This window comes from Streptomyces sp. NPDC055254 (assembly GCF_053606025.1).
Genome location: NZ_JBSGQV010000004.1, coordinates 15,518 through 38,606, shown reverse-complemented (window position 1 = coordinate 38,606; position 23,089 = coordinate 15,518). Strand labels below are relative to the sequence as shown.

General features: G+C 73.0%; 18 protein-coding genes. 13 read left to right on the top strand and 5 right to left on the bottom strand.

Annotated elements, in window-relative coordinates; genetic code table 11:
• The first annotated feature begins 92 nt into the window (after window positions 1-92).
• Window positions 93-2,831 (top strand): DNRLRE domain-containing protein, encoded by a 2,739-nt coding sequence (locus tag ACWFQ8_RS05655; protein WP_453784913.1) that lies wholly within the window; start codon window positions 93-95, stop codon window positions 2,829-2,831.
• Between the two features lie 118 nt (window positions 2,832-2,949).
• On the opposite strand, the gene ACWFQ8_RS05650 is transcribed toward ACWFQ8_RS05655, so the two are convergent.
• Entirely contained in the window at window positions 2,950-3,402 is a 453-nt protein-coding gene (locus ACWFQ8_RS05650; RefSeq protein ID WP_453784912.1) for a hypothetical protein, read from the bottom strand.
• Between the two features lie 93 nt (window positions 3,403-3,495).
• On the opposite strand from ACWFQ8_RS05650, the gene ACWFQ8_RS05645 reads away from it, so the two are divergent.
• From ACWFQ8_RS05645 to ACWFQ8_RS05635, 3 genes are all read left to right on the top strand, one after another.
• The gene (locus ACWFQ8_RS05645) at window positions 3,496-3,822 is read left to right on the top strand and encodes a hypothetical protein (protein WP_453784911.1); all 327 of its coding nucleotides are present in this window, start codon (window positions 3,496-3,498) and stop codon (window positions 3,820-3,822) included.
• 1,868 nt (window positions 3,823-5,690) lie between these two features.
• A complete protein-coding gene (locus ACWFQ8_RS05640) occupies window positions 5,691-6,506 on the top strand; it encodes a peptidoglycan-binding protein (protein ID WP_453784910.1) in 816 nt (271 codons plus the stop codon).
• A gap of 381 nt (window positions 6,507-6,887) precedes the next feature.
• Window positions 6,888-7,964: an RNA ligase (ATP) gene (locus ACWFQ8_RS05635; protein WP_453784909.1), complete on the top strand. Its 1,077-nt coding sequence runs from the start codon at window positions 6,888-6,890 to the stop codon at window positions 7,962-7,964.
• Between the two features lie 48 nt (window positions 7,965-8,012).
• Here the strand turns inward: ACWFQ8_RS05635 and ACWFQ8_RS05630 are convergent, their stop codons facing one another.
• Window positions 8,013-8,348 (bottom strand): hypothetical protein, encoded by a 336-nt coding sequence (locus tag ACWFQ8_RS05630; protein WP_453784908.1) that lies wholly within the window; start codon window positions 8,346-8,348, stop codon window positions 8,013-8,015.
• Window positions 8,349-8,675: 327 nt separating this feature from the next.
• Between ACWFQ8_RS05630 and ACWFQ8_RS05625 the strand changes: the two genes are divergently transcribed.
• The 3 genes from ACWFQ8_RS05625 (at window position 8,676) to ACWFQ8_RS05615 (ending at window position 12,841) form a co-directional block, all read left to right on the top strand.
• Window positions 8,676-10,097, top strand: a complete 1,422-nt coding sequence (locus ACWFQ8_RS05625) for a cytochrome P450 (RefSeq protein WP_453784907.1) — start codon at window positions 8,676-8,678, stop codon at window positions 10,095-10,097.
• Window positions 10,098-10,342: 245 nt separating this feature from the next.
• The gene (locus tag ACWFQ8_RS05620) at window positions 10,343-11,470 is read left to right on the top strand and encodes a selina-4(15),7(11)-diene synthase (RefSeq protein WP_453784906.1); all 1,128 of its coding nucleotides are present in this window, start codon (window positions 10,343-10,345) and stop codon (window positions 11,468-11,470) included.
• 15 nt (window positions 11,471-11,485) lie between these two features.
• A complete protein-coding gene (locus ACWFQ8_RS05615) occupies window positions 11,486-12,841 on the top strand; it encodes a cytochrome P450 (RefSeq protein ID WP_453784905.1) in 1,356 nt (451 codons plus the stop codon).
• Between the two features lie 69 nt (window positions 12,842-12,910).
• On the opposite strand, the gene ACWFQ8_RS05610 is transcribed toward ACWFQ8_RS05615, so the two are convergent.
• Window positions 12,911-14,164, bottom strand: coding sequence for an erythromycin esterase family protein (locus ACWFQ8_RS05610; protein ID WP_453784904.1), 1,254 nt, complete (start codon window positions 14,162-14,164; stop codon window positions 12,911-12,913).
• Between the two features lie 58 nt (window positions 14,165-14,222).
• Between ACWFQ8_RS05610 and ACWFQ8_RS05605 the strand changes: the two genes are divergently transcribed.
• Window positions 14,223-14,954 (top strand): TioE family transcriptional regulator, encoded by a 732-nt coding sequence (locus ACWFQ8_RS05605; RefSeq protein WP_453784903.1) that lies wholly within the window; start codon window positions 14,223-14,225, stop codon window positions 14,952-14,954.
• Window positions 14,955-15,051: 97 nt separating this feature from the next.
• Here ACWFQ8_RS05605 and ACWFQ8_RS05600 read toward each other — a convergent pair whose 3' ends face one another.
• Window positions 15,052-16,410, bottom strand: coding sequence for a hypothetical protein (locus tag ACWFQ8_RS05600; protein WP_453784902.1), 1,359 nt, complete (start codon window positions 16,408-16,410; stop codon window positions 15,052-15,054).
• A 133-nt stretch (window positions 16,411-16,543) separates the two neighbouring features.
• On the opposite strand from ACWFQ8_RS05600, the gene ACWFQ8_RS05595 reads away from it, so the two are divergent.
• A complete protein-coding gene (locus ACWFQ8_RS05595; RefSeq protein WP_453784901.1) occupies window positions 16,544-16,723 on the top strand; it encodes a hypothetical protein in 180 nt (59 codons plus the stop codon).
• A 127-nt stretch (window positions 16,724-16,850) separates the two neighbouring features.
• Here the strand turns inward: ACWFQ8_RS05595 and ACWFQ8_RS05590 are convergent, their stop codons facing one another.
• Window positions 16,851-18,296, bottom strand: a complete 1,446-nt coding sequence (locus tag ACWFQ8_RS05590; RefSeq protein WP_453784900.1) for an ROK family protein — start codon at window positions 18,294-18,296, stop codon at window positions 16,851-16,853.
• A 159-nt stretch (window positions 18,297-18,455) separates the two neighbouring features.
• Here ACWFQ8_RS05590 and ACWFQ8_RS05585 point away from each other — a divergent pair, with 159 nt between their 5' ends.
• From ACWFQ8_RS05585 to ACWFQ8_RS05570, 4 genes are read left to right on the top strand one after another with little or no spacing between them, the layout of a single operon-like run.
• A complete protein-coding gene (locus tag ACWFQ8_RS05585; RefSeq protein WP_453784899.1) occupies window positions 18,456-19,775 on the top strand; it encodes an ABC transporter substrate-binding protein in 1,320 nt (439 codons plus the stop codon).
• A gap of 10 nt (window positions 19,776-19,785) precedes the next feature.
• Complete coding sequence (locus ACWFQ8_RS05580; RefSeq protein WP_453784898.1) at window positions 19,786-20,820, top strand: carbohydrate ABC transporter permease; 1,035 nt, start codon at window positions 19,786-19,788, stop codon at window positions 20,818-20,820.
• Window positions 20,810-21,673: a carbohydrate ABC transporter permease gene (locus ACWFQ8_RS05575; RefSeq protein WP_453784897.1), complete on the top strand. Its 864-nt coding sequence runs from the start codon at window positions 20,810-20,812 to the stop codon at window positions 21,671-21,673. The genes ACWFQ8_RS05580 and ACWFQ8_RS05575 overlap by 11 nt, the downstream gene beginning before the upstream one ends.
• Window positions 21,670-23,064 (top strand): GH1 family beta-glucosidase, encoded by a 1,395-nt coding sequence (locus ACWFQ8_RS05570; protein ID WP_453784896.1) that lies wholly within the window; start codon window positions 21,670-21,672, stop codon window positions 23,062-23,064. Before ACWFQ8_RS05575 ends, ACWFQ8_RS05570 begins: the two co-directional genes overlap by 4 nt.
• The last annotated feature ends 25 nt before the right edge of the window (window positions 23,065-23,089 follow it).

Genomic DNA, 23,089 nt, shown 5'->3' with positions numbered 1-23,089 from the left:
GCGCATGGTCGCGGGCGGCCGTTCGGCTGTTTCGGCCATGACCCGACGGTCGCGCGCCCTACGGTCGTCCCGCACACCGAACTGGGGGGTTCATGCGTAGATCCCGAGGGCCGGCCGCCGCGCTCGTCCTGTCCCTGGCCGCAGCCGCGGCGGGAGCGGGCCTCGGCCTCGCCCCGCCGGCCGCGGCACTCACCCCGCCCGTCGCCTTCACCGCGGACCCGCTGGCGACCTGGCAGCCCAACGGCGTCGTCTGGGCCCTCGCCGAGGCGGGCGGCCAGATCTTCGCCGGAGGCACCTTCTCCACCGTACGGCCGCCCGCGGGCGGCGGCGGCAGCGAGCGGCCGGCCGTCAACTTCGTGGCGCTCGACGCCGCGACCGGCGCCCCGACCTCCTGCGCGCTGTCCTTCACCGTCGGCGCGGGCACCGCCACCGTGCGCGCCCTCGCACTCTCCCCGGACAAGAGCACGCTGTACGTCGGCGGCTACTTCGGAGCCGTCAACGGCACTCCCGTCTCCAGCCTCGCCGCTGTCGACGTGGCGACCTGTACCGTCGAGCCGTCGTTCCGCCCCGCCTTCGCGGCCACCGTACGGGCCCTGGCCGTCACCGGGGACACCGTGTACGCGGGCGGCGACTTCCTCACCGTCGCGGGCCGGCCCCGCCAGCGCTTCGCCGCGGTCGACGCCACCGACGGGGCGCTCAAACCCTTCACCGCGAACGCGGACGAACCGGGCCGCGCCGTCGAGGTCACCCCGGACGGCGCGCACGTGATCCTCGGCGGCGACTTCTTCACCGTCAACGGCGCGAACACGCACGCACTGGCCGTGGTGAACGCCACCACCGGCGCGCTCACCACGGCATACCCCGGTTTCATCGAGACCAACTCGGTCGTCAAGGACATCGCGACCGACGAGACCGGCTTCTACACCGCCAACGAGGGCACGGGCGGCGGCGTCTTCGACGGCCGGATCGGGCTCGACCTGTCCGGCTTCACCCAGCGCTGGCGCGACACCTGCCTGGGCGCCACCCAGGCCGTGCTGCCGTACCGGAGCGTCCTCTACAGCGCTTCGCACGCCCACGACTGCTCCAGCGTCGGCGAGTTCCCCGACGGTCGGCGCCACCACCTGCTCGCCCAGCCCACCAGCGGCACGGCCAAGCTCGGCTGGGCCCCCGACACCAACGACGGCATCGGCGAGGGCATCGGTCCGCGCGTGATGACGGTCGGTTCCAAAGCCGGCGTCCAGTACCTGTGGGTCGGCGGCGAGTTCACCACCGTCAACGGCGCGGCGCAGCAGAGCCTGACCCGCTTCGCCTCCACCGGCGACACGGGCGCCCCCACGGCCCCCCTCGCGAGCGCGGTCAGCTTCAAGCCCGGCGAGGCCCAGGTGCGCTGGCGCACCAGCCTCGACCTGGACGACAGCGCGCTGACCTACCGGATCCACCGCGACGGCGCGGCCGCCCCGATCGCCACGGTCACGGCGGACTCCCTGTTCTTCCGCCGCCCGCAGGCCTCCTGGACCGACACCACCGTCGTGCCCGGCCGGTCGTACGCGTACCGGGTCACCGCGACCGACGCCGCGGGCAACACCAGCGCCCTGTCCGGGACGGCGGCCGTGACGGTCCCGCTGACGGCGGACGGCTACCCGAACCAGGTCCGCGCGGACGGCGCCCAGCAGTACTGGCGCTACGACGAGCCGGCACTGCCCTTCGCCGCAGACTCCTCCGCCGGCGGCAACCGCAGCGGCGTCCACTTGAACGCTCCCGCGCTGCGCCAAGCCCCCGGCGCCGTCTCGGGCCCGAGCACCGCCATCGGCTTCAACGGTACCGACACCCAGGTGTACGGGGACCAGCGGCAGACCGTGGGCGCGACCTACTCCATCGAGACCTGGTTCAGGACGGGCACCACCCGGGGCGGCAAGCTCGTCGGCTTCGGCAACAACCAGGAGCGCGGCAGCAGTCAGTACGACAAGCACCTCTACATGACCAACGACGGGCGGCTCGTCTTCGGCGTCTACACCGGCGCGACCCGCACCATCACCACCGGCGGCCCCCAGCGGTACAACGACAACAGCTGGCACCACGTGGTCGCCACCCAGGGTCCCGGCGGGATGGTCCTGTACGTGGACGGCGTCCCGAAGGGCACCCTCGACGTCACCGCGCACGAGAACTTCTCGGGCTACTGGCACGCGGGCGGCGACAGCCTCGGCGGCTGGCCGGACCGGCCCCTCAGCGAGTACTGGGCCGGACAACTGGACGAGACCGCCGTCTACCCGACCGTCCTCGGCGCCGCGCAGGTGCAGCACCACCACGCCCTCGCCACCGCACCGGCGGACTCCGTCGTGGAGGTGACGGCCGCCGCCGACACCTACGCCAACGCGGGCGCCCCCGCCGCCAACTACGGGACCTCCGGCTCGCTCGCCGTGCGCGGCACCTCGTTCTACGCCTCGTACCTCCGCTTCGACCTGCCCGCCGCGCCGCCGGGCACCGTGCTGAAGTCGGCCGTGCTCGGCGTGAAGACGAGCACGATGAGCGGAGCCGGTACGACGGACACCGTCTCGGTGGTCCCGGTCACCGGTTCCTGGACCGAGGACGGGACGACGTACGCCAACCGGCCCGCACTGGGCGGCCCGGCGCTCGGCAGCTTCCCGGGGATCCCGGACGGCTCGGCGGTGCACACCGCCGGACTGCACACCGCGCCGATCGCGGCGGCGCTGGGGAGCGGGTACTCCCTGGCGCTGAGCAGCACGGGCACGGACGCCCTGTGGCTGTGGTCCTCGGAGGCACAGGCCAACGAGGGCACGCCGCGGCTGGCCCTGACCTTCGGCGCCCCCTGACAGAGCCCCGGTGAGCCGGCCGAGGCACGACGCCCCGGCCGGCTCGCCCACCGGGCAGGGCGTTCCGCGCGCGACGGTGAAGGCGCCGGAGCGAAACCGGGTCCTCGGTCCCGCGCCGTCAGCGCGGGGGTTCCACCTCCAGGAAGCGGCGGCGGCGCGGACCCCGGTACATCAGGCAGACCCATCCCAGCCGTTCCAGCGCGGCCGCACAGGCCGTCAGCCGTTCCTGTTCCTCCTCCGCCGCGCCGCCGCCCGGCGGACCGAGCCAGGTCACCTCGACCCGGCCGGGCCCCGACGCGGCGGCGCTCACCCGGTAGCCCGTCCGCGTCCGCCGCCCCCGCGCGTCCACCGCTGACGGAGGGAGTCCCGCCGCCTCCAGTACGAGGGCCACCGCGTGCGGCAGCCGGCGCAGCTCCCACGGCGCGGGAACTCCCGTACCGGCCGGACCGTTCACCAGACGGCGGATCTGCAGCAGCCCCTCGTACGCCGTGCGCAGCTCCGCCGCCCGGCCGTCGTGCGGCTCCGGGCCGTCGCCCGTCGCGGCCTCGAAGCCCTGCCCGGGTACGGACATCACCGATCACCCCGTCCGTCTGAGTACCTCGTGCCCAACGGCCTGAGTATCCGCCCCGATTCCCTCGCGCGCAGCCGCTGGTCGAATGGGCGCATGACCTCCGACGCCCCGCGCGGCGCTGCCCGCCCGCGCATGCAGCACGTGACCACCGCCGGTTCGGCCCTGGCCGTGGCCCTGGTCCCGCTCGTGGTCGGCGTCCTGCTCGCCAAGGCGCTGGCCGCCGATCCCATGACCCCGGTCAACGCCCTGATCGCGGGCGGTGGTCAGCGCGCCGTCCTGCCGCGCGGCGAGTGGCGGCGCCGGCGCCACACCACCATGCGGCGGCTGCGCGAGGTCCGGCACGACACGGCACGCCGCTGCGCCCACGCCCGCGGAGACCGCTCCGGAGCGAACGTGATCGCTTGGCGCCGCTCCTCCTGACGCCGCGCGCCCGGCCAGGCACCGGCGGCCCGTGGGGAGCGCGGCCGGACCATCCGTAGCGGGGCGAACTCCGGTTCCCGGCCCCGCCGCAGGATCTCGGCGCGGCGGGGCTCGTCCGGGTCCGGGACCACCGACCGCGTGGGCGGCACTCAGCCACTCCCGCCACGACTCGCGGTTGCCGCCGAACAGCCGCTCCCGCAGCGGCCTCCGGCGCAGCGAGCGGAACAGGACCCTTCGCATCATCGCGGACCGGGGACGGTCGAGCCGCGCGCGATCACGTCGCCGGCGGGGCAGATGGGGCGGATCAGCGCCCGTACTGCCGGCAGAGATCGACGATCGACGGCGGGACCGTCCCTTCCGCGGCCGCGCACAGCTCCACCGTGCCGGGCGGCCGGACCGGAGGGCGGCCGGGCGGCCGGTGCGGGTGGGCGGTTGCGGGTCCCGGCGGGCGGACGCGCCGGGGCGGCGCCGCCGGCTTCGCGGGCCGCGCGGCGGGCGGACGGGCCGCCCGGCCTGACGGCCGCTCCGGCGGGGCGTCGGGGCCCGCCTCCGCGCCCGGGCCGTCCGCCAGGGGGAGCTGTCCCAGGGGGAGGGGCGCGAACTCGACGGGCGAGTCGGGTGGTCCGGGTGAGACGGGTGAAGGCGCGTCGAGAGCGCTGACCGGCGGTAGGGGACCGCGTGCCGGCACCGGGGCTCCGGGGCTGACGGAGACGCAGCCGGCGCTCGCGAGGAGCGCGACGAGGGAGAGGGGCACGGCACGGTGCAACTGCATGCGGCCACCATGCCGCAAGGCCCGGCCGGCCCCGCTCCCCGGCCTCACGCGTCCGGGTGACGGGAGCGGGAACGGCACCGGTTCGGTCGCGCACGGGCACCCGCCGACGATGCGGTGGGGAGCAGCGAGAACGAACGGGCCGGACCGGGGCGGGCGAGCCCGGACCGGGGCGTGGACGGGCCGTGACGAGGCGGGGTGGGCGGGGCGGCCCCGTGCGGATCGGGGTTGACCGGCCGGGCAATACCGGAAGGGGGTGAGAGAGGGGAACGGCAGTGCGGATGGCGGGGGAGGGGCGACCCCCGGAGTCGCGTGCTGCTCCGGCCGCTCGGACGGCCCGCAGGTCTCCCGTACGGAGTAACGTCCCGTGAGTTCAGCCGTCGCGTCCGGCAACCCCTGCCCGCTCCCACGCCCGTGGGCGGCCCGCGGCCGGGCCCACCGGGGGCCCCGAGCCGGCGCGGGGTTCGGCGCCCGTACGCACCACGGTCCCGCGTCGGCAGGGGTCGGCGTCCGTGCCCGGTGGACGTCCCGCGCCGACCGGGGGTCAGGCTCCCGGGCCCGTCTCCACGCCCGCTCCCGGGCCCGGCCCGAACATTCGGGGTTCCGCACCTGCTGGGGGTGGGGCGATCCGGCGGCGCGCGTAAGCGCTGACCGGCTGACCGGCTGACCGACCAGCGGACTGACTGGCCGACTGACCGACCGACTGCCGGACCAGCGGGCTGCCGGATGGGAAACAAGGGGACGGATCGGACAACCGGCTTGACGGGGCCGCCCCGGAGGGCGAGAGTGCGCCGACCGAGAAGCACTGTTACCGCCGTTACCGCTGCTTGAGCCGCACTTCGGAGATGCCGCAGATGTCCGTACCCGTCCGCCCGTCGCCCGCCTCGGCCATGGCCGGCGGTTCCCTCGCCCCCGGCACGCGCGCTACCCGCGGCACGCGCGCTACCCGCGGCACGCGCGCTACCCGCGGCACGCGCGGCGCGGCCGCGACGGCCCGCCGATGCCCTGCCCCGGCGCCCCAGGCCGCACGGCGGCGGGCAGCCTGACCGGCGGGGTGGGGAGGAGGCGTCGCGCCGCCCCCCGCCCGCTGGGAGACACCATGTCCCACGAACCCGTTCAGCGCGGTGCGGCCACCCCCGACGACCGCCGCCTCGTGCGCCCGTACGCGCCCGTGCCGGGCCCGGCGTCCTCGTCCCCGCCGTCGCCCCTGTTCGTCCCCGGGCCCGCCGCTTTCCCGGGTTCGGAGCCGCCCCCCGGCCCGGCCTGGCCGGAGAGCGGCCCGCCGGCCTTCCCCGGTCCGACGGGACCCCGCGCGGCCGGATCCGTGCCCTACCCCACCGCCGCACCCGCCGCCGGAGGCCGTCCGGCCGTGTCCCCGGCCGAGGACGGTCGCGGCGGCAGCCGGCTGAAGGTGGCCGTCCTCACCCTGCTCGCGCTCGCGGCGGTCGGCGCTCTGGCGTCCGTGCTGCTCGGGCCGGACGCGGCGCCGCCCAAAGCCTCACCGCCGCTCCGGCTGCCCAATCCGGTCCTCCCCGCGCACAGCCGGGCGGCCGTCACCGACGAACCCGCCTCCGCACCCGGGTCGCCCTCGCCCTCCCTCTCGCCCTCACCCACGCCCGACCGGTCCACCAGCCAGAAGGTGCAGTCGCCGACCGGCGCGCCGGGCCCGTCCGCCACCCGCCCGACCTCACCGGCCACGACGGCCGAGGACGGGACCCTCCGCCCCGGCGACCGCGGCCCGGAGGTGCGGACCCTCCAGGAGCGCCTCCGAGCGCAGGGGTTCACGTACGTCAACGTCACCGGCGTCTACGACGGCAACACCCGCCGAGGCGTCTCCCAACTCCAGAGCGACCGCAACATCACGGGCGACCCCCGTGGCATCTACGGCCCCGCCACCCGGGCCGCGTTCGAGTGACAGAAGAAACCTTCGTCGCCGTCCGGTCACATCCGCCGGGTCCGGTCCGTCAGGTGGGTGCGGACACCGGACCGAAGGAGACCCAGCCATGTCGAACACCTCGATCTCGCGGATGCCGAACCCGGGCGAGTTCGTTCCCGAGCTGAGCGACGTCAGCGCCGCGCTGTTCCGGTCACGGGCAATCGGCGGGCGCCCTGCGGCCGGCCCGCCGGCGGCGCGGCAGATTAGCATCGCGATAAGTGCTGGACCAGCGAAAATATCGGCCCGAGAGTGGACTTCGCAGCCGGCGCCGGGCCACCGGGAGGGGTGGTCCGCCCCGCCGGCCCGCCCTGCACCGTCGTTGTCCCGATCTCTCCACGTCGCAATTCCCAGGGGGTCCCCATGTCCGCACTGCGCGTCACGGTCGAAGAGCTGACCGTCCACGAGCATCCGAACGCCGACGCGTTGGAACTGGCCCAAGTGGGCCTGTACCGCGCTGTGGTCGCCAAGGGCGTCTACCGCACGGGCGACTTCGCCCTCTACATACCCGAACAGGCCGTCCTGCCCGCCGAGCTGATCGAGGAGCTGGGGCTGACCGGCCGCCTCTCCGGGAGTTCCGCCGACCGGGTCAAGGCCGTCCGGCTGCGCGGTGAGCTCTCGCAGGGCCTGGTCTGCCGGCCGCGCGCCCTCGACGGCGTCGACCTGGAACTCGCCGCGAAGGAGGGAACGGACTTCGCGGAACCGCTCGGCATCACCAAGTGGGCGCCGGTGATACCGACCCACATGAGCGGCGACGTCGAGGCAGCCCCCGACCTGATGCCGTGGGTGGACATCGAGAACCTCCAGCGCTACCCGGAGCTGTTCGAACCCGGTGAGCCCGTCGTCCTCACCGAGAAACTGCACGGGACGGCCTGCCTGTTCACGTACGTGGTCGAGGGCGAGCGGACCCTGGTCTCCTCCAAAGGCTTCGGCGCGAAGGGTCTGGCGCTCCAGGAGGACGAGCGCAACCTGTACTGGCGTGCCGTGCACGGCCACGCCGTACGTTCCGTCGCCGCGGGACTCGCCGCGCGGCTCGGCGCGACCCGGGTCGGGATCTTCGCCGAGGTGTACGGGGCGGGGGTCCAGGACCTCGCGTACGGCCACGACGTGCGCACCGCCGACACACCGCCCGGGTACGCCGTCTTCGACGTGTCCGCCGAGATCGACGGGCAGGTGCGGTGGTTCGACCCCGCGTCCGTGCTCGCGGACGGCGAACTTCCGCTGGTGCCAAAGCTGTACGAGGGCCCGTACGAGCTCGGCGCGGTACTGGAGGTGGCGAGCGGGCGGGAGACGGTGTCCGGGCGGAGCCTGCACCTGCGCGAGGGCGTCGTGATCCGGCCGGTGTCCGAGCGGTACAGCCCGATCGTCGGCGGTCGCGCCATAGCGAAGGCGGTCAGCCCGGCGTACCTGACCCGCAAGGGCGGCACGGAGTACGAGTGACGCGGGTATGACGGGCGATGCGGGGGTGCCGCCGGTCCGGGACGGGTCCTACGCGGCGGCCTCGGCCTCCTGGAGCACGTACTCCCGCGCGCCCTCCGGGCCGCCCCAGCGCGGATCGGCGGCCGCGACGGGGCCGCGGGAGGTGTGGTGGCCGGTGTCCCAGTCCCGCAGCCGGTCCGCGCACGCGCGCGCCTGCTCGGCGACGCCCGGATCGGCGGGGCTGACCGCGAAGTGCAGCTGCCCGACGATCGCGCGGCGCAGCAGGTACTCGCGCTCCTTCGCGGGCGGGGGCGGGGTACCGGCGCGTTCGGCGGCGGTGAGCTCCTCCAGGAGACCGGTGAGGGCGGCGGTCTCGGTGATCAGCGCCCAGAGGTCCTCGTCCATCGTGCTGGCTCTCCTCTCGGGGATGGGGGCCGCCGGCGCGGCACGGGCCCCGAGCACTCTACTGGCCGCTCCACTCGGCGTGATCACCGCCGGTCGGCCCCGATCAAGTGGTGCAACGGACCGGCCAGTTCCGCGGCCCTGTCCTGAATTCCCACCGTGCTCGGCCGATTTCGGCGAGCGATATGCTGCCTTCGGCTCGGGATCTTGTATGACCACACCGGCGTGGTCGACGGACCGGTGCCAGTGACACTGTGAGCGCGGCACCGGCGCCCCCGCCCGCGCGCTCGCGTGTCCTCCGTCCCAAACGACAGCGGCTTCGGAGGCCTTGTGAGTACCCTGCGTCCAGAACACCCCAGCGACGGTTCCGCTCTCGTGCCGCCCCCGGGCTGTCCTGCGCACGGGCAGGGCGCCGCGGGCACGTCCCGGCTCTACGGACCCGAGGCGGAGCGGAACCCGGCAGCGCTCTACGAGCGGCTCCGCCGGCAGTACGGCCCGGTCGCGCCGGTCCTGCTGCACGGCGACCTCCCCGCCTGGCTGGTACTGGGCCACCGCGAGAACCTCGACGTGGCACGCACCCCCTCGCTCTTCTCGCGCGACTCGCGCCGCTGGCGGATGTTCGAGGAGGGGCGGGTCGCGGCGGACTCCCCCCTGGGGCCGACCGTCGGCTGGCAGCCCATCTGCGTCTTCGCCGACGGCGAGGAGCACCAGCGACTGCGCGGAGCCGTCACCGACAGCCTGGCCCAGTTCGACCGTCGCGGCGTGCGCCGCTATGTCGTCCGCCACACGAAGCAGCTCGTCGGCACGTTCGCCGAGACCGGCCGGGCCGACCTGGTACCCCAGTACGCCGAGAAGCTCCCCATGCTCGTCATGACGCAGCTCCTCGGGATGCCGGAGGAGTACGGTCCCCGGCTCGTGAGCGCCTGCCTCGACCTGATGAAGGGCACCGAGACTGCGCTGGCCAGCAACGACTTCCTCGTCGTCACCTTGCGGGAGCTGGTCAGGCGTAAGAAGGAGACGCCCGGCCGCGACCTCGCCAGCTGGCTCATCGGCCACGAGTCCGGTCTGAGCGACGACGAGGTCATGGAGCATCTGCGTCTCGTGCTCGTCGCCGCGAACGAGACGACGGTGAACCTGATCGCGAACACGCTCAAGATGGTGCTCACCGACCCGCGTTTCCGCGCGAACCTGGCCGGCGGCCACATGACGCTGCCCGACGCGCTGGAGCAGGTGCTGTGGGACGCGCCGCCGCTGTCGGTCATACCGGGACGCTGGGCGACGGGCGACACGGTCCTCGGCGGTCAGCAGATCCGCAAGGGCGACATGCTGCTGCTGGGAGTGGCGGCGGGCAACGCCGATCCGGAGATCCGCCCCGACCTGACCGCCCCGGTCCACGGGAATCGCTCGCACCTCGCGTTCAGCAGCGGTCCGCACGAGTGTCCCGGGCAGGACATCGGCCGGGCCATCGCGGCCGAGGCCATCGACACCCTGATGACGGAGCTGCCCGGTCTGACGCTCACGGTCCCCGAGGACGAGCTCCGGACGAGCACCTCCTGGGTGTCCCAGCGCGTGGACACGCTGCCCGTCACCTTCCCGGCACGGCAGGCAACGGCGGGGGACGGCTCGACCACGCGCTCCCGGGTTCGGCTGCCGGACCTCGCCGGGGTGGCCCCGGGGGAACCGTCGGCCGTGCCGTCGGGCGCCGGGCCCGCGCGTCGCCCGTGGTGGAAGTCCCTGCTGTCCCGGCGCTGACCGGCCCGGCGTCTGCCCGTCGCCGACCGGTGGTCTGCCGGCCGCCTGCCCGTCGCCCACCGGTCCCCGATCGATCGGTACCGCTGCGGTGCCGATCCGGGGACCTCTTGGACGGGCGGATTCCGGTGGGTACCATCGCCGGGATGTTGATCACCCATGCCAGGCGTTGAGTGTGCCTCCGGCACAGACCCACACCGCCCTTGTGTGGTCAGGGGTTCGCACGGACGGCTGAGAGGGGATCAAGAATGAGGCAGGGCCCCGAGTTCATAGTTCCGCCCACCTACGCTCCCATACCGCCCGCCATCCATCCGCGGCACGCGGCCGTCGACGCCCAGACGGCCGCCTGGGCCGAGACGTTCGCGATCGGCTCCGAGGAACTGCGCGGCAGGCTCGTCCGACACGACATCGGTACCTTCTCGGCCCGGATCCTGCCCGCGGGCCACGAGGAGGTCGTCGCCCTCCTCTCCGACTTCGTGCTGTGGCTCTTCGGCGTGGACGACGGGTTCTGCGAGGAAGGCCCCCTGGGCCGAAGACCGGGCGATCTGACCGCCGCGCTGCACCGGTTGCTGCGCGTGGCGCAGAACCCGGAGGCCCCGATGCTCCTCGACGACCCGCTCGCCCGAGGCCTGCGGGACCTCCGGCGCAGGGTCGCCCGGTACGGCACCGCCGGTCAGACCGCGGCCTGGGTCTCCGCACTGCGCGAGTACTTCTTCTCCGTCGTGTGGGAGTCCTCCCACCGCACCGCGGGCACGGTGCCCTCGCTCAACGACTACACCCTGATGCGCCTCTACGACGGGGCGACCACGGTGGTGTTCCCGCTGCTGGAGATGGGGCACGGGTACGAACTCGCCGCGCACGAGCGGGAGCGGCCGGACGTGCGGGCGGCGGCGGAGATGGCCTCCTTCGTCATCACCTGGGACAACGACCTCTTCTCCCACCACAAGGAGAGCCGGGGCACCGGCTACTACCTCAATGTCCTGCGGGTGCTCCAGCACGAGTACGCGATCACCCTCGACCAGGCCCTGACCATGGCGATCGGTCAACGCGACCGGGTGATGTGCGCCTTCCTGCGCCTCTGGGACTCCCTGCTGGACGGTGCGAGCCCGCAGCTGCGGCAGTACCTCCAGAGCCTCGCCTCCTTCATCCGCGGCTCACAGGACTGGGGGATCTCCTCACTGCGCTACACCACGCCCGAGGATCCGGCCGCCCTGCCCACGCACTTCACGGACTCGCCGAGCGACGACCGTCCCGATCCCCTGGAGATTCCCGCGATCTCCTGGTGGTGGGACCTGCTCCCCGCCGCACCCGCGCGCGCGGCCCATCAGCTCACCCCCGGCCGCGCTCCGTTCGAGCCCGTCACCGCGACCCCGTAGAAGAAAGGATTCGGCGTGTCACTACCGTTGAAGGCGGTCCCGCGTGCCCCGGGGGGGATGCCGCTCCTCGGGCACGCCTGGAAGCTGGGACGTCAGCCGCTGCAGTTCCTGCGGTCGCTCACAGAGGTCGGCGACCTGGTGCGCGTCGACCTGGGCACGATGCCGCTCTACGTCGTCACCAGCGCCGAACTCGTCCGCGACGTCACGGTCACCCAGGCCCGCGCCTTCGAGAAGGGCCGACTGTACGACCGGGTGCGGCCTCTGGTGGGCAACGGCCTGGCCACGGCCGGCGGAGACGTCCACCGCCGCCACCGCCGGCTCATCCAGCCCATGTTCCACCAGGCGCGCATCGCCGACTACGCGCAGATCATGAGCGACCGGGCCGTCGCCCTCGCCGAGTCCTGGACCCCGGGCCGGCGCATCGCCGTCGAGCAGGTGATGGGGGAGCTGGCCATCGACATCCTCGCCGAGACCATGTTCTCCACCGACTTCGGCCGGCCCGCCGTCGGGGCCGTCCGCCGGGACCTGCCCGTCATCCTGAAGAACATGCTGCTGCGGGCCGCGTCCCCCAAACTGCTGGACCGCCTCCCCATTCCCCCCAACCGGGCGTTCGACGCCGCCGCGCACAGCATGCGCCAGGTCATCGACGACGTCATCGCGGGCACCCGCCGGTCGGGGCGCACCGATCAGGCCGACCTGCTGTCCGTGCTGCTGGCGGCACGCGACGCGGACACCGGGGAGGCGCTCACCGACGAGGAGGTCAGGGACGAGCTCGTCACCATCCTGTTCGCCGGCACCGAGACCACGGCGTCCACCCTCTCCTGGGCCCTCCACGAGATCGCCGGTCACCCGGAGGTCGAGAAGCAGCTGGTGGCCGAGGTCGACGAGATCGTCGGCACCCGCCCGGTGACCATGGAGGACGTCCCCCGCCTGGTCGGCATCCGGCGGGTGCTGGACGAGGTGATCCGCCTGCACGGCGTCACGCTCCTGATGCGCCGCACCACGGAGGAGGTCGAGCTCGGGGGGTTCACGATCCCCGCCGGCAAGGAGGTCGGCTTCAGCCTCTACGCCCTGCACCGCGACCCGGCGCTGTACGCGGACCCGGACCGCTTCGACCCGGACCGGTGGCTGCCCGAGCGCCGCGCGCACATCCCGCGCGAGGCGTTCGTACCCTTCGGGTCGGGCAACCGCAGGTGCATCGGCGACGCGTTCGCGTGGACTGAGGCCACCATCGTCCTCGCGACGCTCCTGGCCCGCTGGCAGTTGCGTCCCGTCCCCGGGCACAGCCCCCGCGAAGCGGCCTCCGCGATGGCGCACCCCGACCACGTACCGATGGAAGTCGTGGCACGCGCCGCCGGCGAGCGACGCTGAGGGCGCCGGGGGCCGGCCCGAGCGGCCGGGTGGCGGGCGGCGAGCAGAGGACCGGGCCGGCGCGGCCCCTCAGTCCTGCGGGATGTCCTTGAGGAACACGATCCCGTCGACATCGGCCAGGTGCGCCGGGTCCACCGGGAAGTAGCCGTGGTACGGGGACACGCGCGGGGCGGGCGGCGTGCCGCCCAACGCGGTGGCCAGCCGGGGGGCGTCGACGAGGCAGCGGTCCTGCGGAAGCGCGTACAGGAGTCCTTCTACCGTGCCCGCCGGCGGCGCGTCCACGCCCCGGTGCCCGATCGTGCCGAGGGCGGTGGCCACGAACGCGTACCCCTCGCCCAACCGGGCGCTCACGAGCCCGCCGGCGCTCCACCACTCCACCGACCGGCCGTCCATCCGCATGGTGCTCACGTTCCGCTGGAGGTGGAGGTTGTGGGCATGCACCAGGGCCGGGCCCCGTTCGGCGAGGGCGAGGAGATTGTCGGCCATCATCTGGCCCCGCAGGCCGATCAGCCGCGCCATGCGGCTCGGTGAGGCGTCGGCCATCCAGAAGTGGTAGCGCAGCAGGCCCAGGGCGGTCCGCCCGTACAGGCGCGCCCGGTCCCAGTCCTCCCGGGAGGCCGCCGTGGTCAGGCGAGGCGTCTGCGCGTCGAGCAGCGCCACCAGATCGTCGGTCAGCAGGCGCAGCTCCTTCGCCTCCGCCGATTTCCCCACGGACCGGGACGGGTCCCTCATCGCGGCGGGCTCGGTCCACCGGTCGTCGGCGCCCAGCAGATGGTCGAGCGTTTCCGCGGTGCAGGGCAGCAGGCCCTCGTCCACCCGGGCCGCCAGACAGCCGTGCAGGGCGGTGAGGGCCTGCCGGGGGCTCGCGGCAGCGGTGATCTCCAGGGGGCCGTCGAAGCCGGCGAAGCGGATCCGCTCGGAGGCGGGCCGGCGGTCGTTGTACGCGCGCATCCAGCGCACGAGTTCGCGGTTGGCCGCGGACGCGCCGAAGCCGTGGCTGAATCCGCGCTCCATGACCTCGTCCAGGGTCCCGGCGGCGGTCGCGGCCGCGTCGAAGGACCCGTTCGCCTCCGAGGCGGTGTCCGGGCCCGCGGTGACGTACGCGTCCACGAGCAGGCCCGCCAGGCAGTCGCTCTCGATCGCGATGGCGCGGTAGCCCTCCTGCTCGACGAGCTGCCGGAAGAGCTCGTTGCGCAGGTCGAGCAGGGCGTCCTCGCCGTGGGTGGGCTCGCCCAGGCCGAGCAGGCGGGGCCGGGCCGGGAGCAGCTCCATGACGGCGGAGGCGTCGACGGCACGGGTGGTTTCCTCGATGTCAGTTGCCATGCCTTCAACGGTATCGTTGAAGCTTCGGTTGAAACTTCTGCGCGAAACCGGCGGGATCATGGGGAGAAACCTTCAAAGGGGCGACCGGCTCAGGCCGATCGACCTGGCACGTGCGCACGGGCTGTCCACGCAGGCCGTCAGGAACTACGAGGAGGCCGGCATCCTTCCGGCCGCCGCGCGGACCCGGCACGGCTACCGCACCTACACCCCCTTGCACGCGGCTGCTCTGGGCGCGTTCGTGGCCCTGCTGCCGGGCCACGGTCACGCGGCGGCGACGTCGATCATGGGGGCAGTGCACCGGGGCGCGGTCGACGAGGCCTTCCGCGTCGTCGACGAGAGCCACGCCCAGCTCCTGGAGGACCGGCGGACCCTGCACGCCGTGGAGAACGCCCTGCGCGACCTGGAACCCGAGGCGGAGTCCGGGCCGGGCCCGGCGTCCGGGCCCGGCGTGACGTTCATCGGTCCGCTGGCGAGGAGGCTCGGGATCCGGCCCGCCACGCTGCGCACCTGGGAGCACGCCGGACTGGTGCGCCCGCGCCGGGACCCGCGGACCGGCTACCGGGTGTACGCCGACGCCGATGTGCGGGACGCCCGGCTCGCCCGCCAACTCCGGCGCGGCGGCTACCCGCTGGAGCAGATCGCCCCGCTGATCGCGCACGTACGGTCAGCCGGCGGGCTGGAGCCGCTGGAGGCCGCCCTGCACGACTGGCGCGGCCGACTGTCGGCCCGAGGGCGTGCGATGCTGGCCGGCGCCGCCGAGCTGGAGGCGTACCTCCGCGCGCGGGGATGAGCGCGCCCGTTCGGCGCGGCCCGCTCCCGCAGCACGGCCTCCCGGCCGTCGCCCCCGAGGGGGTCGTAGTACGGGACCGTGCCGGGTCGATCCGACGTCACGACAGTGCGCCGGATGTGCGCAGGGTCGCGGCAGGCACCACCAACCCCCGGTTTCTCGAACTCTGGTACGTCGCGAACACGAGACCGGCTACCTCCCCGCTACTGGAGAACGCCGGGGCGCCGGCGAGTCCCCCGACGATCTCACCCGTGACGCGAAGCCAGTCACCGGTGCGGCCGGTGACGTCGAGGAGGCACGAGTAGGGGCCGCTGGTCGCCTGAGCGCCCACCAGCAACTGTCGACCGGGAATGAGCCGCCAATCGAAGGACAGCGGTCGCTCGGGGAAGGGGGCCGCTTCGGCCAGGCGCAGGGTGACCACGGAGTTGGTGACCTCCGATCCGATCTCGGGCAGGTCAACGGTCGCGCTCGGAACGGCGCGGATCACCTGCTCCCCGACCACGACCTCGATCGGCTGTCCCGGTTCCCCGAACTCCGTGCTCCGCTTCAGCAGGACGCCTGCGGTGAGCACGCTGTGGGGATCGAGCAGGAGCCCGTTGCCCAAGTGCGCGTCACCTTGTCTGATGCGGACGGTGACTGCGGCGATGAACGATTCGTCCACCCGCCAGAGGTCGGTGAACACGTTGATGGTGCCGTGGACCTCCCCGAAGTGATAGGACGTGCTGGTGGGGGCGGCCGAGTGCGGGAGTGGCTCAGCCTTGAGACCGGTGAACGGGATCGCCGCCGGAAGCAGATCCGATCCGCCGGACCGACGCTCCTGTCCCTCCGCCTCCGCGAGCAAGCGCTCCAGTTGGTTGCAGCGCTCCTCCGCATCGCGGTGCAGGGCCCGGACCCGTGCCAGCTCGTCCTGGAGCCTGCGGATCTCGTCGTGCAGCCGGGCGTGCTCCTCCGGAGGGGCCTCGGACGGTGTCGGCTCGTCCATCCCGTGCGACGGCATCCCACCCGTCATGGCCTGCAATGCCAGGTAGTGCAACTCCAGGTCGCGTACGCGGTGTTCGCGGTCCCGGAGGGTCTCCTCCAACCAGCGCTCCCGGGTGGCCGCCCGCCGGGCCTCGTCGTCGGCTTCGGCCAGCTTTCGCTCCAGCAACTGCACCTTGCTGACGGGGCTGTTGCTCGACCGCACCGCCGCGGCGTGCAACGAACGCAGCATGGCCACCGTGTCCTGTGTCGGAGTGGTGCCCCGCTTCTCGGCGACGTCGTGCATGAGGTTGAGAACGAACTCCCACGGCGGCAACCGTCGCCCGCTGAGGTACCGGGACACGGTGGAGGAGTCGTACGAGCGGCGGGCGGCATAGCGGCGGGTGGAAATGCCCAGGCCGGCGAAGAGACTGCGCAACGCCTCCACCAGCGCTCGCGCTTCGGGGGACAGTTCGCCGTCGACCGGCTTCAGTTCACTCATCGTTGCCCCGCACCCCCGTTGCCGCTGCTGCCTGCCGACCGGCAGCACTGCTGCGCCTTCCGCAGCGGCCGATGCCGTGGCGACGCTGGATGCCATCGTCACAGACACCACCCCGGCACGCGGAGGAATTCCTGTGTTCAAGCGCATCCATGGAGTCCAGGATCTCGTCGTCTTTCTCGCCGTGCTGGCCGCCGGCACGCTTCTGGTGCTGCGCGGCGTCGAGCCGGAGCTGCTCGTGGCCTTCGTCGTACTGGTCACCGGCCTGTACGCGGCTTGGCGGAACAACGGGAAGACCCCACCGTCGAGCGGATGACCGAACCGCTCACTTCTCGGGGACGCGGCTCGGCTCGCTTCCCCCGGCGGCACGGCCGCTCCCGCCCGCGCCGTGCGGCGGTGCGCCGCAGCGCCCCCGGAAGAGGAGCCGCGGCGCACGCCCCCGGTTACGCGCGGCGGGCCGCCGGGGCCTCGGCGCGGACCTCCATCGCCGTGCGCCAGCCCGGGGGTTCCGTGCGCGGCTCGGGGGTCGCGCGGCGGCCGCCCGTCGCGAAGAACGCCGACAGCGGGAGGGTGGCCGCGCCGACCGTGACGGCGTCCGCGCCCAGTGAGCCGAGCCCGATGCCGACCCGGGCGGCCGGGTGGCGCAGGGAGTACCGGGTCGCGTGCTCCCGTACCGAGTCTAGGATGTGCGGGCCCAGCATCAGGCCCGCCCAGCCGCCGATCAGGATGCGCTCCGGCTGGAACAGGTTGATCAGGTCCGAGAGCCCCGCACCCAGGTACTCCGCCGTCTCCTCCAGCACCTCCAGTGCCACCGGGTCCTGCGCCTCGGCCGCCCTCAGCAGGGCGGACAGGGCTTCCTCCTCGTCCACGGAGCCCACGGCCCCGGCGGGCCCCGCGGAGCCCGCCTGCCCCACCGGACTCATCGAGCCCGTCTGCCCCGCCTGCCCTGCCTGCCCCACCGAACCCACCGAGCCCGCCGGACGGGCGGAGCCCACCGAGGCCTTGCTCCCGACCCCGCCGCCCCGCTCCGCCCACCGCGCCAGCAGCGACTCCGCCCCCGTGTACGCCTCCAGGCACCCCAGCGCCCCGCACCGGCAGCGCCGCCCCCGTACCGAGACCGTCAAGTGCCCCCACTCCAGCGGAGTTCCCTCCGTCGTCCCGCCGTCCGGGGAGCCGTCGGTGATGAGGCTCGCGCCGACGCCCGAACCGAAGAGGACGACCACTGCCTCGCGTGCCCCGCGCCCTGCCCCGAACCACATCTCCGCCTGTCCGAGCGTCCGCGCACCGTTGTCGATGATGTACGGGACTTCCTCCGGTAGCGCCCGCGTGGCACGCAGCAGTTCCTCCAGCGGCACCGCGTCCCAGCCGATGGTCTGCCCGTGCACCACCGTGCCGCCCGGTGCCCCCCGCTCCACGATGCCCGGTACGCCGATACCCACGCCCAGCAGCCGCTCGGTCCCCACCCCGGCCTCGGCCAGTACGGTGGCGATGCCGGTCCTGATGTGGTTCACGATGGGGCCGACGTCGTAGCAGCCGCGCGGCAGCAAGGGCAGCTCCGTCCGCGCCAGTTCGGTCAGGGCCAGGTCGAACAGCTCCACCCGGACGCGCGTTTCCCCCACGTCGACGCCGATCATGTGGGCGCAGCCGGGGGCCACGCGCAGCAGGGTGCGCGGTCGTCCGCCGTCCGAGTCGACGATCCCGGCCTCCTCCAGCAGCCCGTCCGCGACGAGTTCGCCGACGACGTTGCTGACCGAGCCGGAGCTCAGCCCCGTGGCCGGCCCCAGCTCCTGGCGGCTCATCGGTCCACCGAAGTACAGCCGTTGCAGGACGGCGCTCCGATTGCCGCGCCGCAGGTCCCGCACCGTACGTCCGCTACGCCCCGTGGTCATCCGGCCCCTTCCGCAGTGACATTGACGGCAACATACCCCTGCGCGACCCCTTGACGCGACCCTTTCACGAGGCTTAACTCACGTCCTGAATTAAGGCCTGGACGGAGTACGCCTCGTCGGCCTTCGCCCTCCGACCCCGCCGAAAGGGACCGAGCCGCCATGCGCAGAACCAGAGCCGCTGCCGCCGCCGTCGCAGTCTCCCTGCTCGCCGCCACCGCCACCGCCTGCGGCGGGGGATCCGCCGGCGACGCGGGCGGATCGAACACCGCCCCCGAGGAGCTCACCTATTGGGCCTCCAACCAGGGCCCCGACATCGCGGCGGACCAGGCGGTTCTCACCCCGGAGCTGAAGAAGTTCGAGGAGCGGACCGGCATCAAGGTCAAGCTGGAGGTCGTCCCCTGGTCGGACCTGCTCAACCGGATCCTCGCCGCCACCGCCTCCGGGCAGGGCCCGGACGTCCTGAACATCGGCAACACCTGGTCCTCCTCCCTCCAGGCCACCGGAGCCCTGCTCCCGTGGGACGCGAAGAACTTCGAAGCGATCGGCGGCAAGGACCGCTTCGTCGAGTCGGCCATCGGCTCGGCCGGCGCCGCCGGCCAGGACCCGGCCGCCGTCCCGCTCTACTCGATGTCGTACGCGCTCTACTACAACAAGAAGATGTTCCGGGAAGCGGGCATCGAGAAGCCGCCGGCCACCTGGGACGAGATGGTCACCATCGGCCAGAAGCTGTCCAAGGACGGCAAGTGGGCCCTGGGCGCCGAAGGGGCGAACCTCTCCAACAACATCCACCAGGCGTTCGTCCTGTCCAAGCAGCACGGGGCCGAGTTCTTCGACGCCTCCGGCAAGCCCGCGTTCGACAGCCCCGCCAACGTCGAGGCCGTCAAGCAGTACGTCGACCTGATGGCGAAGCACGAGATCATCTCGCCCGGGAACGCCGAGTACGACAAGAACCAGTCCCTCCAGGACTTCGCCAACGGCAAGACCGCCATGGTCCTGTGGCAGAGCGCGGCCAGCAGCTTCAAGGCGCACGGCATGAAGGAGGGCGACTGGGGCGTGGCCCCCGTCCCGGTCCCCGCGGGCGGCGCCCCCGGTCCCGGCAGGAACACCAACTCCATGGTGGCCGGCATCAACATGGCCGTCTTCAAGAACACCGACAACATCGACGGCGCGCTCAAGTTCGTGCAGTTCATGACCAGCGACGAGGAGCAGAAGCTCCTCAACAAGACCTACGGATCCATCCCGCCGGTCAAGGCCGCCCAGACCGACGCCGCGTTCAGCAGCGAGGACCTCACCGTGCTCCGCACCACGCTGGCCACCAGCGCCGCCCCGCTCCCGCAGGTCCCCGAGGAATCGCAGTTCGAGACCGCCGTCGGCACGGCCGTCAGGGAGCTGTTCGCCGATGCCGCGGCCGGCCGCCCGGTGACCACCGAATCGGTCCGGGCGCGGCTCACCAAGGCCCAGCAGCAGATGACGAGCTGAGTCCTCCCCGATGACCTCCGCACCCACCGCGACCCCGCCCGGCGCCGTGCCGGGGCGGGTGCGCCGCGCGGCGGCCCGCATCCCCCGCCCCGGTCGCCCCGTCCGCACCGTCCGCCCGGCCCGCCCCGGCCGCCGGCGCCGGATCGCCCTGCCCTACCTCCTGCTGCTGCCCGCCCTGCTCCTCGAACTGCTCATCCACCTGGTTCCGATGGTGATGGGCATCATGATGAGCTTCCGCCGACTCACCCAGTTCTTCATACGGGACTGGACCCGCGCGCCCTGGACGGGCCTGTCCAACTACGAACTCGCCGTGGACATCGACCGGCCCGTCGGCGCGGCCCTCCTCGGCTCCTTCCTCACCACCTGCCTGTTCACCCTGCTCTCCGTCGGCCTCTGCTGGCTGCTGGGCACCGCCGCCGCCGTGTTCATGCAGGAGACCTTCCGGGGCCGGGGCATCCTGCGGGCGCTGTTCCTCGTCCCGTACGCGCTGCCCGTCTACGCGGCCGTCATCACCTGGGCGTTCATGTTCCAACGGGACAACGGCCTGGTGAACCACGTCATCCACGACCAGCTCGGCCTCGGCGGCGCCGAGCACACCTTCTGGCTGCTCGGCGAGAACAGTTTCTGGGCCCTGCTGACGGTCTCCGTCTGGAAGGGCTGGCCGTTCGCCTTCCTCATCGTCATGGCCGCCCTCCAGAACATCCCCAAGGACCTCTACGAGGCCGCCGCCCTGGACGGGGCCGGCATCTGGCAGCAGATCCGCCGGATCACCCTGCCCTCGGTCGGCGCCGTCAACCAGGTGCTGGTCCTGGTGCTCTTCCTCTGGACGTTCAACGACTTCAACACACCCTTCGTGCTCTTCGGCACATCGGCTCCCGAGGCCGCGGACCTGATCTCCCTCCACATCTACCAATCGAGTTTCGTCACCTGGAACTTCGGCACCGGATCGGCGATGTCCGTCCTGCTGCTGCTCTTCCTCCTCCTGGTCACCGCCGTCTACCTGTTCCTGACCAGCCGCGGCCGGAAGGACACCGATGCCCGCTAGAACCCGCGGCCCCCTCGATCCGCCGCTCGCCTTCCGGGTGGTCCGGGCCGTCTTCCTGACCCTGCTCGCCGGCTTCGTCCTGCTGCCCGTCTACGTGATGGTCACCAGCTCGCTCAAGCCGCTCAAGGACGTCGCTGGGGAGTTCCGCTGGATCCCCAGCGGGCTCACCGTCCGCCCCTACATCGACATCTGGCACACCGTGCCGCTCGCCAAGTACTTCGTGAACTCCCTGATCGTGGCGGGCACCGCCACCGCCTGCTCCGTCGTCATCGCCGTCTTCGCGGCGTACGCGGTCAGCCGCTACCGCTTCCGCGGCAAACGCCTGTTCACGGTGACCGTCCTGTCCACCCAGATGTTCCCGGGGATCCTCTTCCTCCTCCCGCTGTTCCTGATCTTCGTGAACATCGGGAACAGCACCGGGGTCGCGCTCTACGGCTCCCGCGGCGGACTGATCCTCACCTACCTCACCTTCTCCCTCCCCTTCTCCATCTGGATGCTCATCGGGTACTTCGACTCCGTGCCCCGCGACCTCGACGAGGCCGCCACCGTCGACGGCTGCGGCCCGCTCGGCGCACTCTTCCGGGTCGTGATCCCCGCGGCCGTGCCCGGCATCGTCGCCGTCGCCGTGTACGCCTTCATGACCGCCTGGGGCGAGGTCCTCTTCGCCTCCGTCATGACCAACGACGCGACCCGCACCCTCGCCGTCGGCCTGCAGGGCTACTCCACGCAGAACGACGTCTACTGGAACCAGATCATGGCCGCCTCGCTCGTCGTCAGCATCCCCGTCGTCGCCGGATTCCTGCTGCTGCAGAAGTACTTGGTGGCCGGACTCACGGCAGGAGCCGTCAAGTGACCCTTTCCGAAAGCCTGCCCCTGGCCGACGCCCCCGCCGACGCCCGCGCCGTCGACCTCGCCGCGCTGCCCCGCGACTTCGTCTGGGGCACCGCGACCTCCGCCTACCAGATCGAGGGCGCCGTCGACGAGGACGGCCGCGCCCCCTCCATCTGGGACACCTTCTCCCGCACTCCCGGCGCCGTCGCCGGCGGCCACACCGGTGACACGGCCTGCGACCACTACCACCGCTGGCCGCAGGACATCGACCTCATGCGCCGGCTCGGAACCAACGCCTACCGGCTGTCCGTCGCCTGGCCCCGGATCGTGCCCGGCGGCGACGGCCCGGCCAACACCAGGGGCCTCGACTTCTACGACCGGTTGACCGACGGGCTCCTCGCCGCCGGGATCGAGCCCTCCGTCACCCTCTACCACTGGGACCTGCCCCAAGCCCTCCAGGACCGCGGCGGCTGGCCCGAGCGCGCCACCGCCGAGCACTTCGCCGTGTACGCCGCGGTCGTCGCCGAGCGCCTCGGTGACCGCGTCACCCAGTGGGCCACCCTGAACGAGCCCCTCTGCTCGGCCTGGATCGGCCACCTGGAGGGCAGGATGGCCCCCGGTCTGCGCGACCTCACCGCCGCCGTCCGCGCCTCCTACCACCTCCTGCTCGGCCACGGCCTCGCCACCCAAGCCGTCCGCGCCGCCGCCCCCGGCGCCCGGATCGGCATCGTCAACAACCTCTCCACCGTCGGACCCGCGACCGGAAGCGACGCCGACCTTTCCGCCGCCCGCCGCATGGACGGCCACGTCAACCGCTGGTGGCTCGACCCCGTGCACGGCCGAGGCTTCCCCGCCGACATGCGCGAGGTCTACGGCGTCGATCTGCCCGAACACCCCGGCGACCTCGCCACCATCGCCGCCCCGCTCGACTGGATCGGACTGAACTACTACTTCCCCCAGTTCGTCACCGCCGACCCCGCGGGCCCCGTCCCCTACGCCCGCCAGGTCGACCGACCCGACGCCCCGCGCACCGGAATGGACTGGGAGGTCGACGCCGACGGCCTGGAGACCCTGATCATGCGACTGGCCGGGGAGTACGGCGCGGGACGCATCCACATCACCGAGAACGGCTCCTCGTACCCCGACACCGTCGCCCCCGACGGCAGCGTCCACGACCCGGAGCGCACCGCCTACCTCACCGCCCACCTGGCCGCCTGCGCCCGCGCGGCCCGCCGCGGCGCCCCGGTCGCCGGCTACTACGCCTGGTCCCTGCTGGACAACTTCGAATGGGCTTACGGCTACGACAAGCGCTTCGGCCTGGTCCACGTCGACTACGCCACCCAGCGCCGCACCGTGAAGTCCAGCGGACACCACTACGCCCGGATCATCGCCGCGCACCGCGCCGCCCACTGACCTCCCGCCGCACCGCGCCCGCCCC

Bases quoted from the DNA above. Each gene is read 5' to 3' on its own strand.
- ACWFQ8_RS05650 (WP_453784912.1), bottom strand. From the start codon at position 3,402: ATGTCCGTACCCGGGCAGGGCTTCGAGGCCGCGACGGGCGACGGCCCG.
- ACWFQ8_RS05645 (WP_453784911.1), top strand. From the start codon at position 3,496: ATGACCTCCGACGCCCCGCGCGGCGCTGCCCGCCCGCGCATGCAGCAC.
- ACWFQ8_RS05580 (WP_453784898.1), top strand. From the start codon at position 19,786: ATGACCTCCGCACCCACCGCGACCCCGCCCGGCGCCGTGCCGGGGCGG.
- ACWFQ8_RS05600 (WP_453784902.1), bottom strand. From the start codon at position 16,410: ATGAGTGAACTGAAGCCGGTCGACGGCGAACTGTCCCCCGAAGCGCGA.
- ACWFQ8_RS05610 (WP_453784904.1), bottom strand. From the start codon at position 14,164: ATGGCAACTGACATCGAGGAAACCACCCGTGCCGTCGACGCCTCCGCC.
- ACWFQ8_RS05575 (WP_453784897.1), top strand. From the start codon at position 20,810: ATGCCCGCTAGAACCCGCGGCCCCCTCGATCCGCCGCTCGCCTTCCGG.
- ACWFQ8_RS05585 (WP_453784899.1), top strand. From the start codon at position 18,456: ATGCGCAGAACCAGAGCCGCTGCCGCCGCCGTCGCAGTCTCCCTGCTC.
- ACWFQ8_RS05640 (WP_453784910.1), top strand. From the start codon at position 5,691: ATGTCCCACGAACCCGTTCAGCGCGGTGCGGCCACCCCCGACGACCGC.
- ACWFQ8_RS05605 (WP_453784903.1), top strand. From the start codon at position 14,223: ATGGGGAGAAACCTTCAAAGGGGCGACCGGCTCAGGCCGATCGACCTG.
- ACWFQ8_RS05635 (WP_453784909.1), top strand. From the start codon at position 6,888: ATGTCCGCACTGCGCGTCACGGTCGAAGAGCTGACCGTCCACGAGCAT.
- ACWFQ8_RS05620 (WP_453784906.1), top strand. From the start codon at position 10,343: ATGAGGCAGGGCCCCGAGTTCATAGTTCCGCCCACCTACGCTCCCATA.
- ACWFQ8_RS05630 (WP_453784908.1), bottom strand. From the start codon at position 8,348: ATGGACGAGGACCTCTGGGCGCTGATCACCGAGACCGCCGCCCTCACC.
- ACWFQ8_RS05590 (WP_453784900.1), bottom strand. From the start codon at position 18,296: ATGACCACGGGGCGTAGCGGACGTACGGTGCGGGACCTGCGGCGCGGC.
- ACWFQ8_RS05655 (WP_453784913.1), top strand. From the start codon at position 93: ATGCGTAGATCCCGAGGGCCGGCCGCCGCGCTCGTCCTGTCCCTGGCC.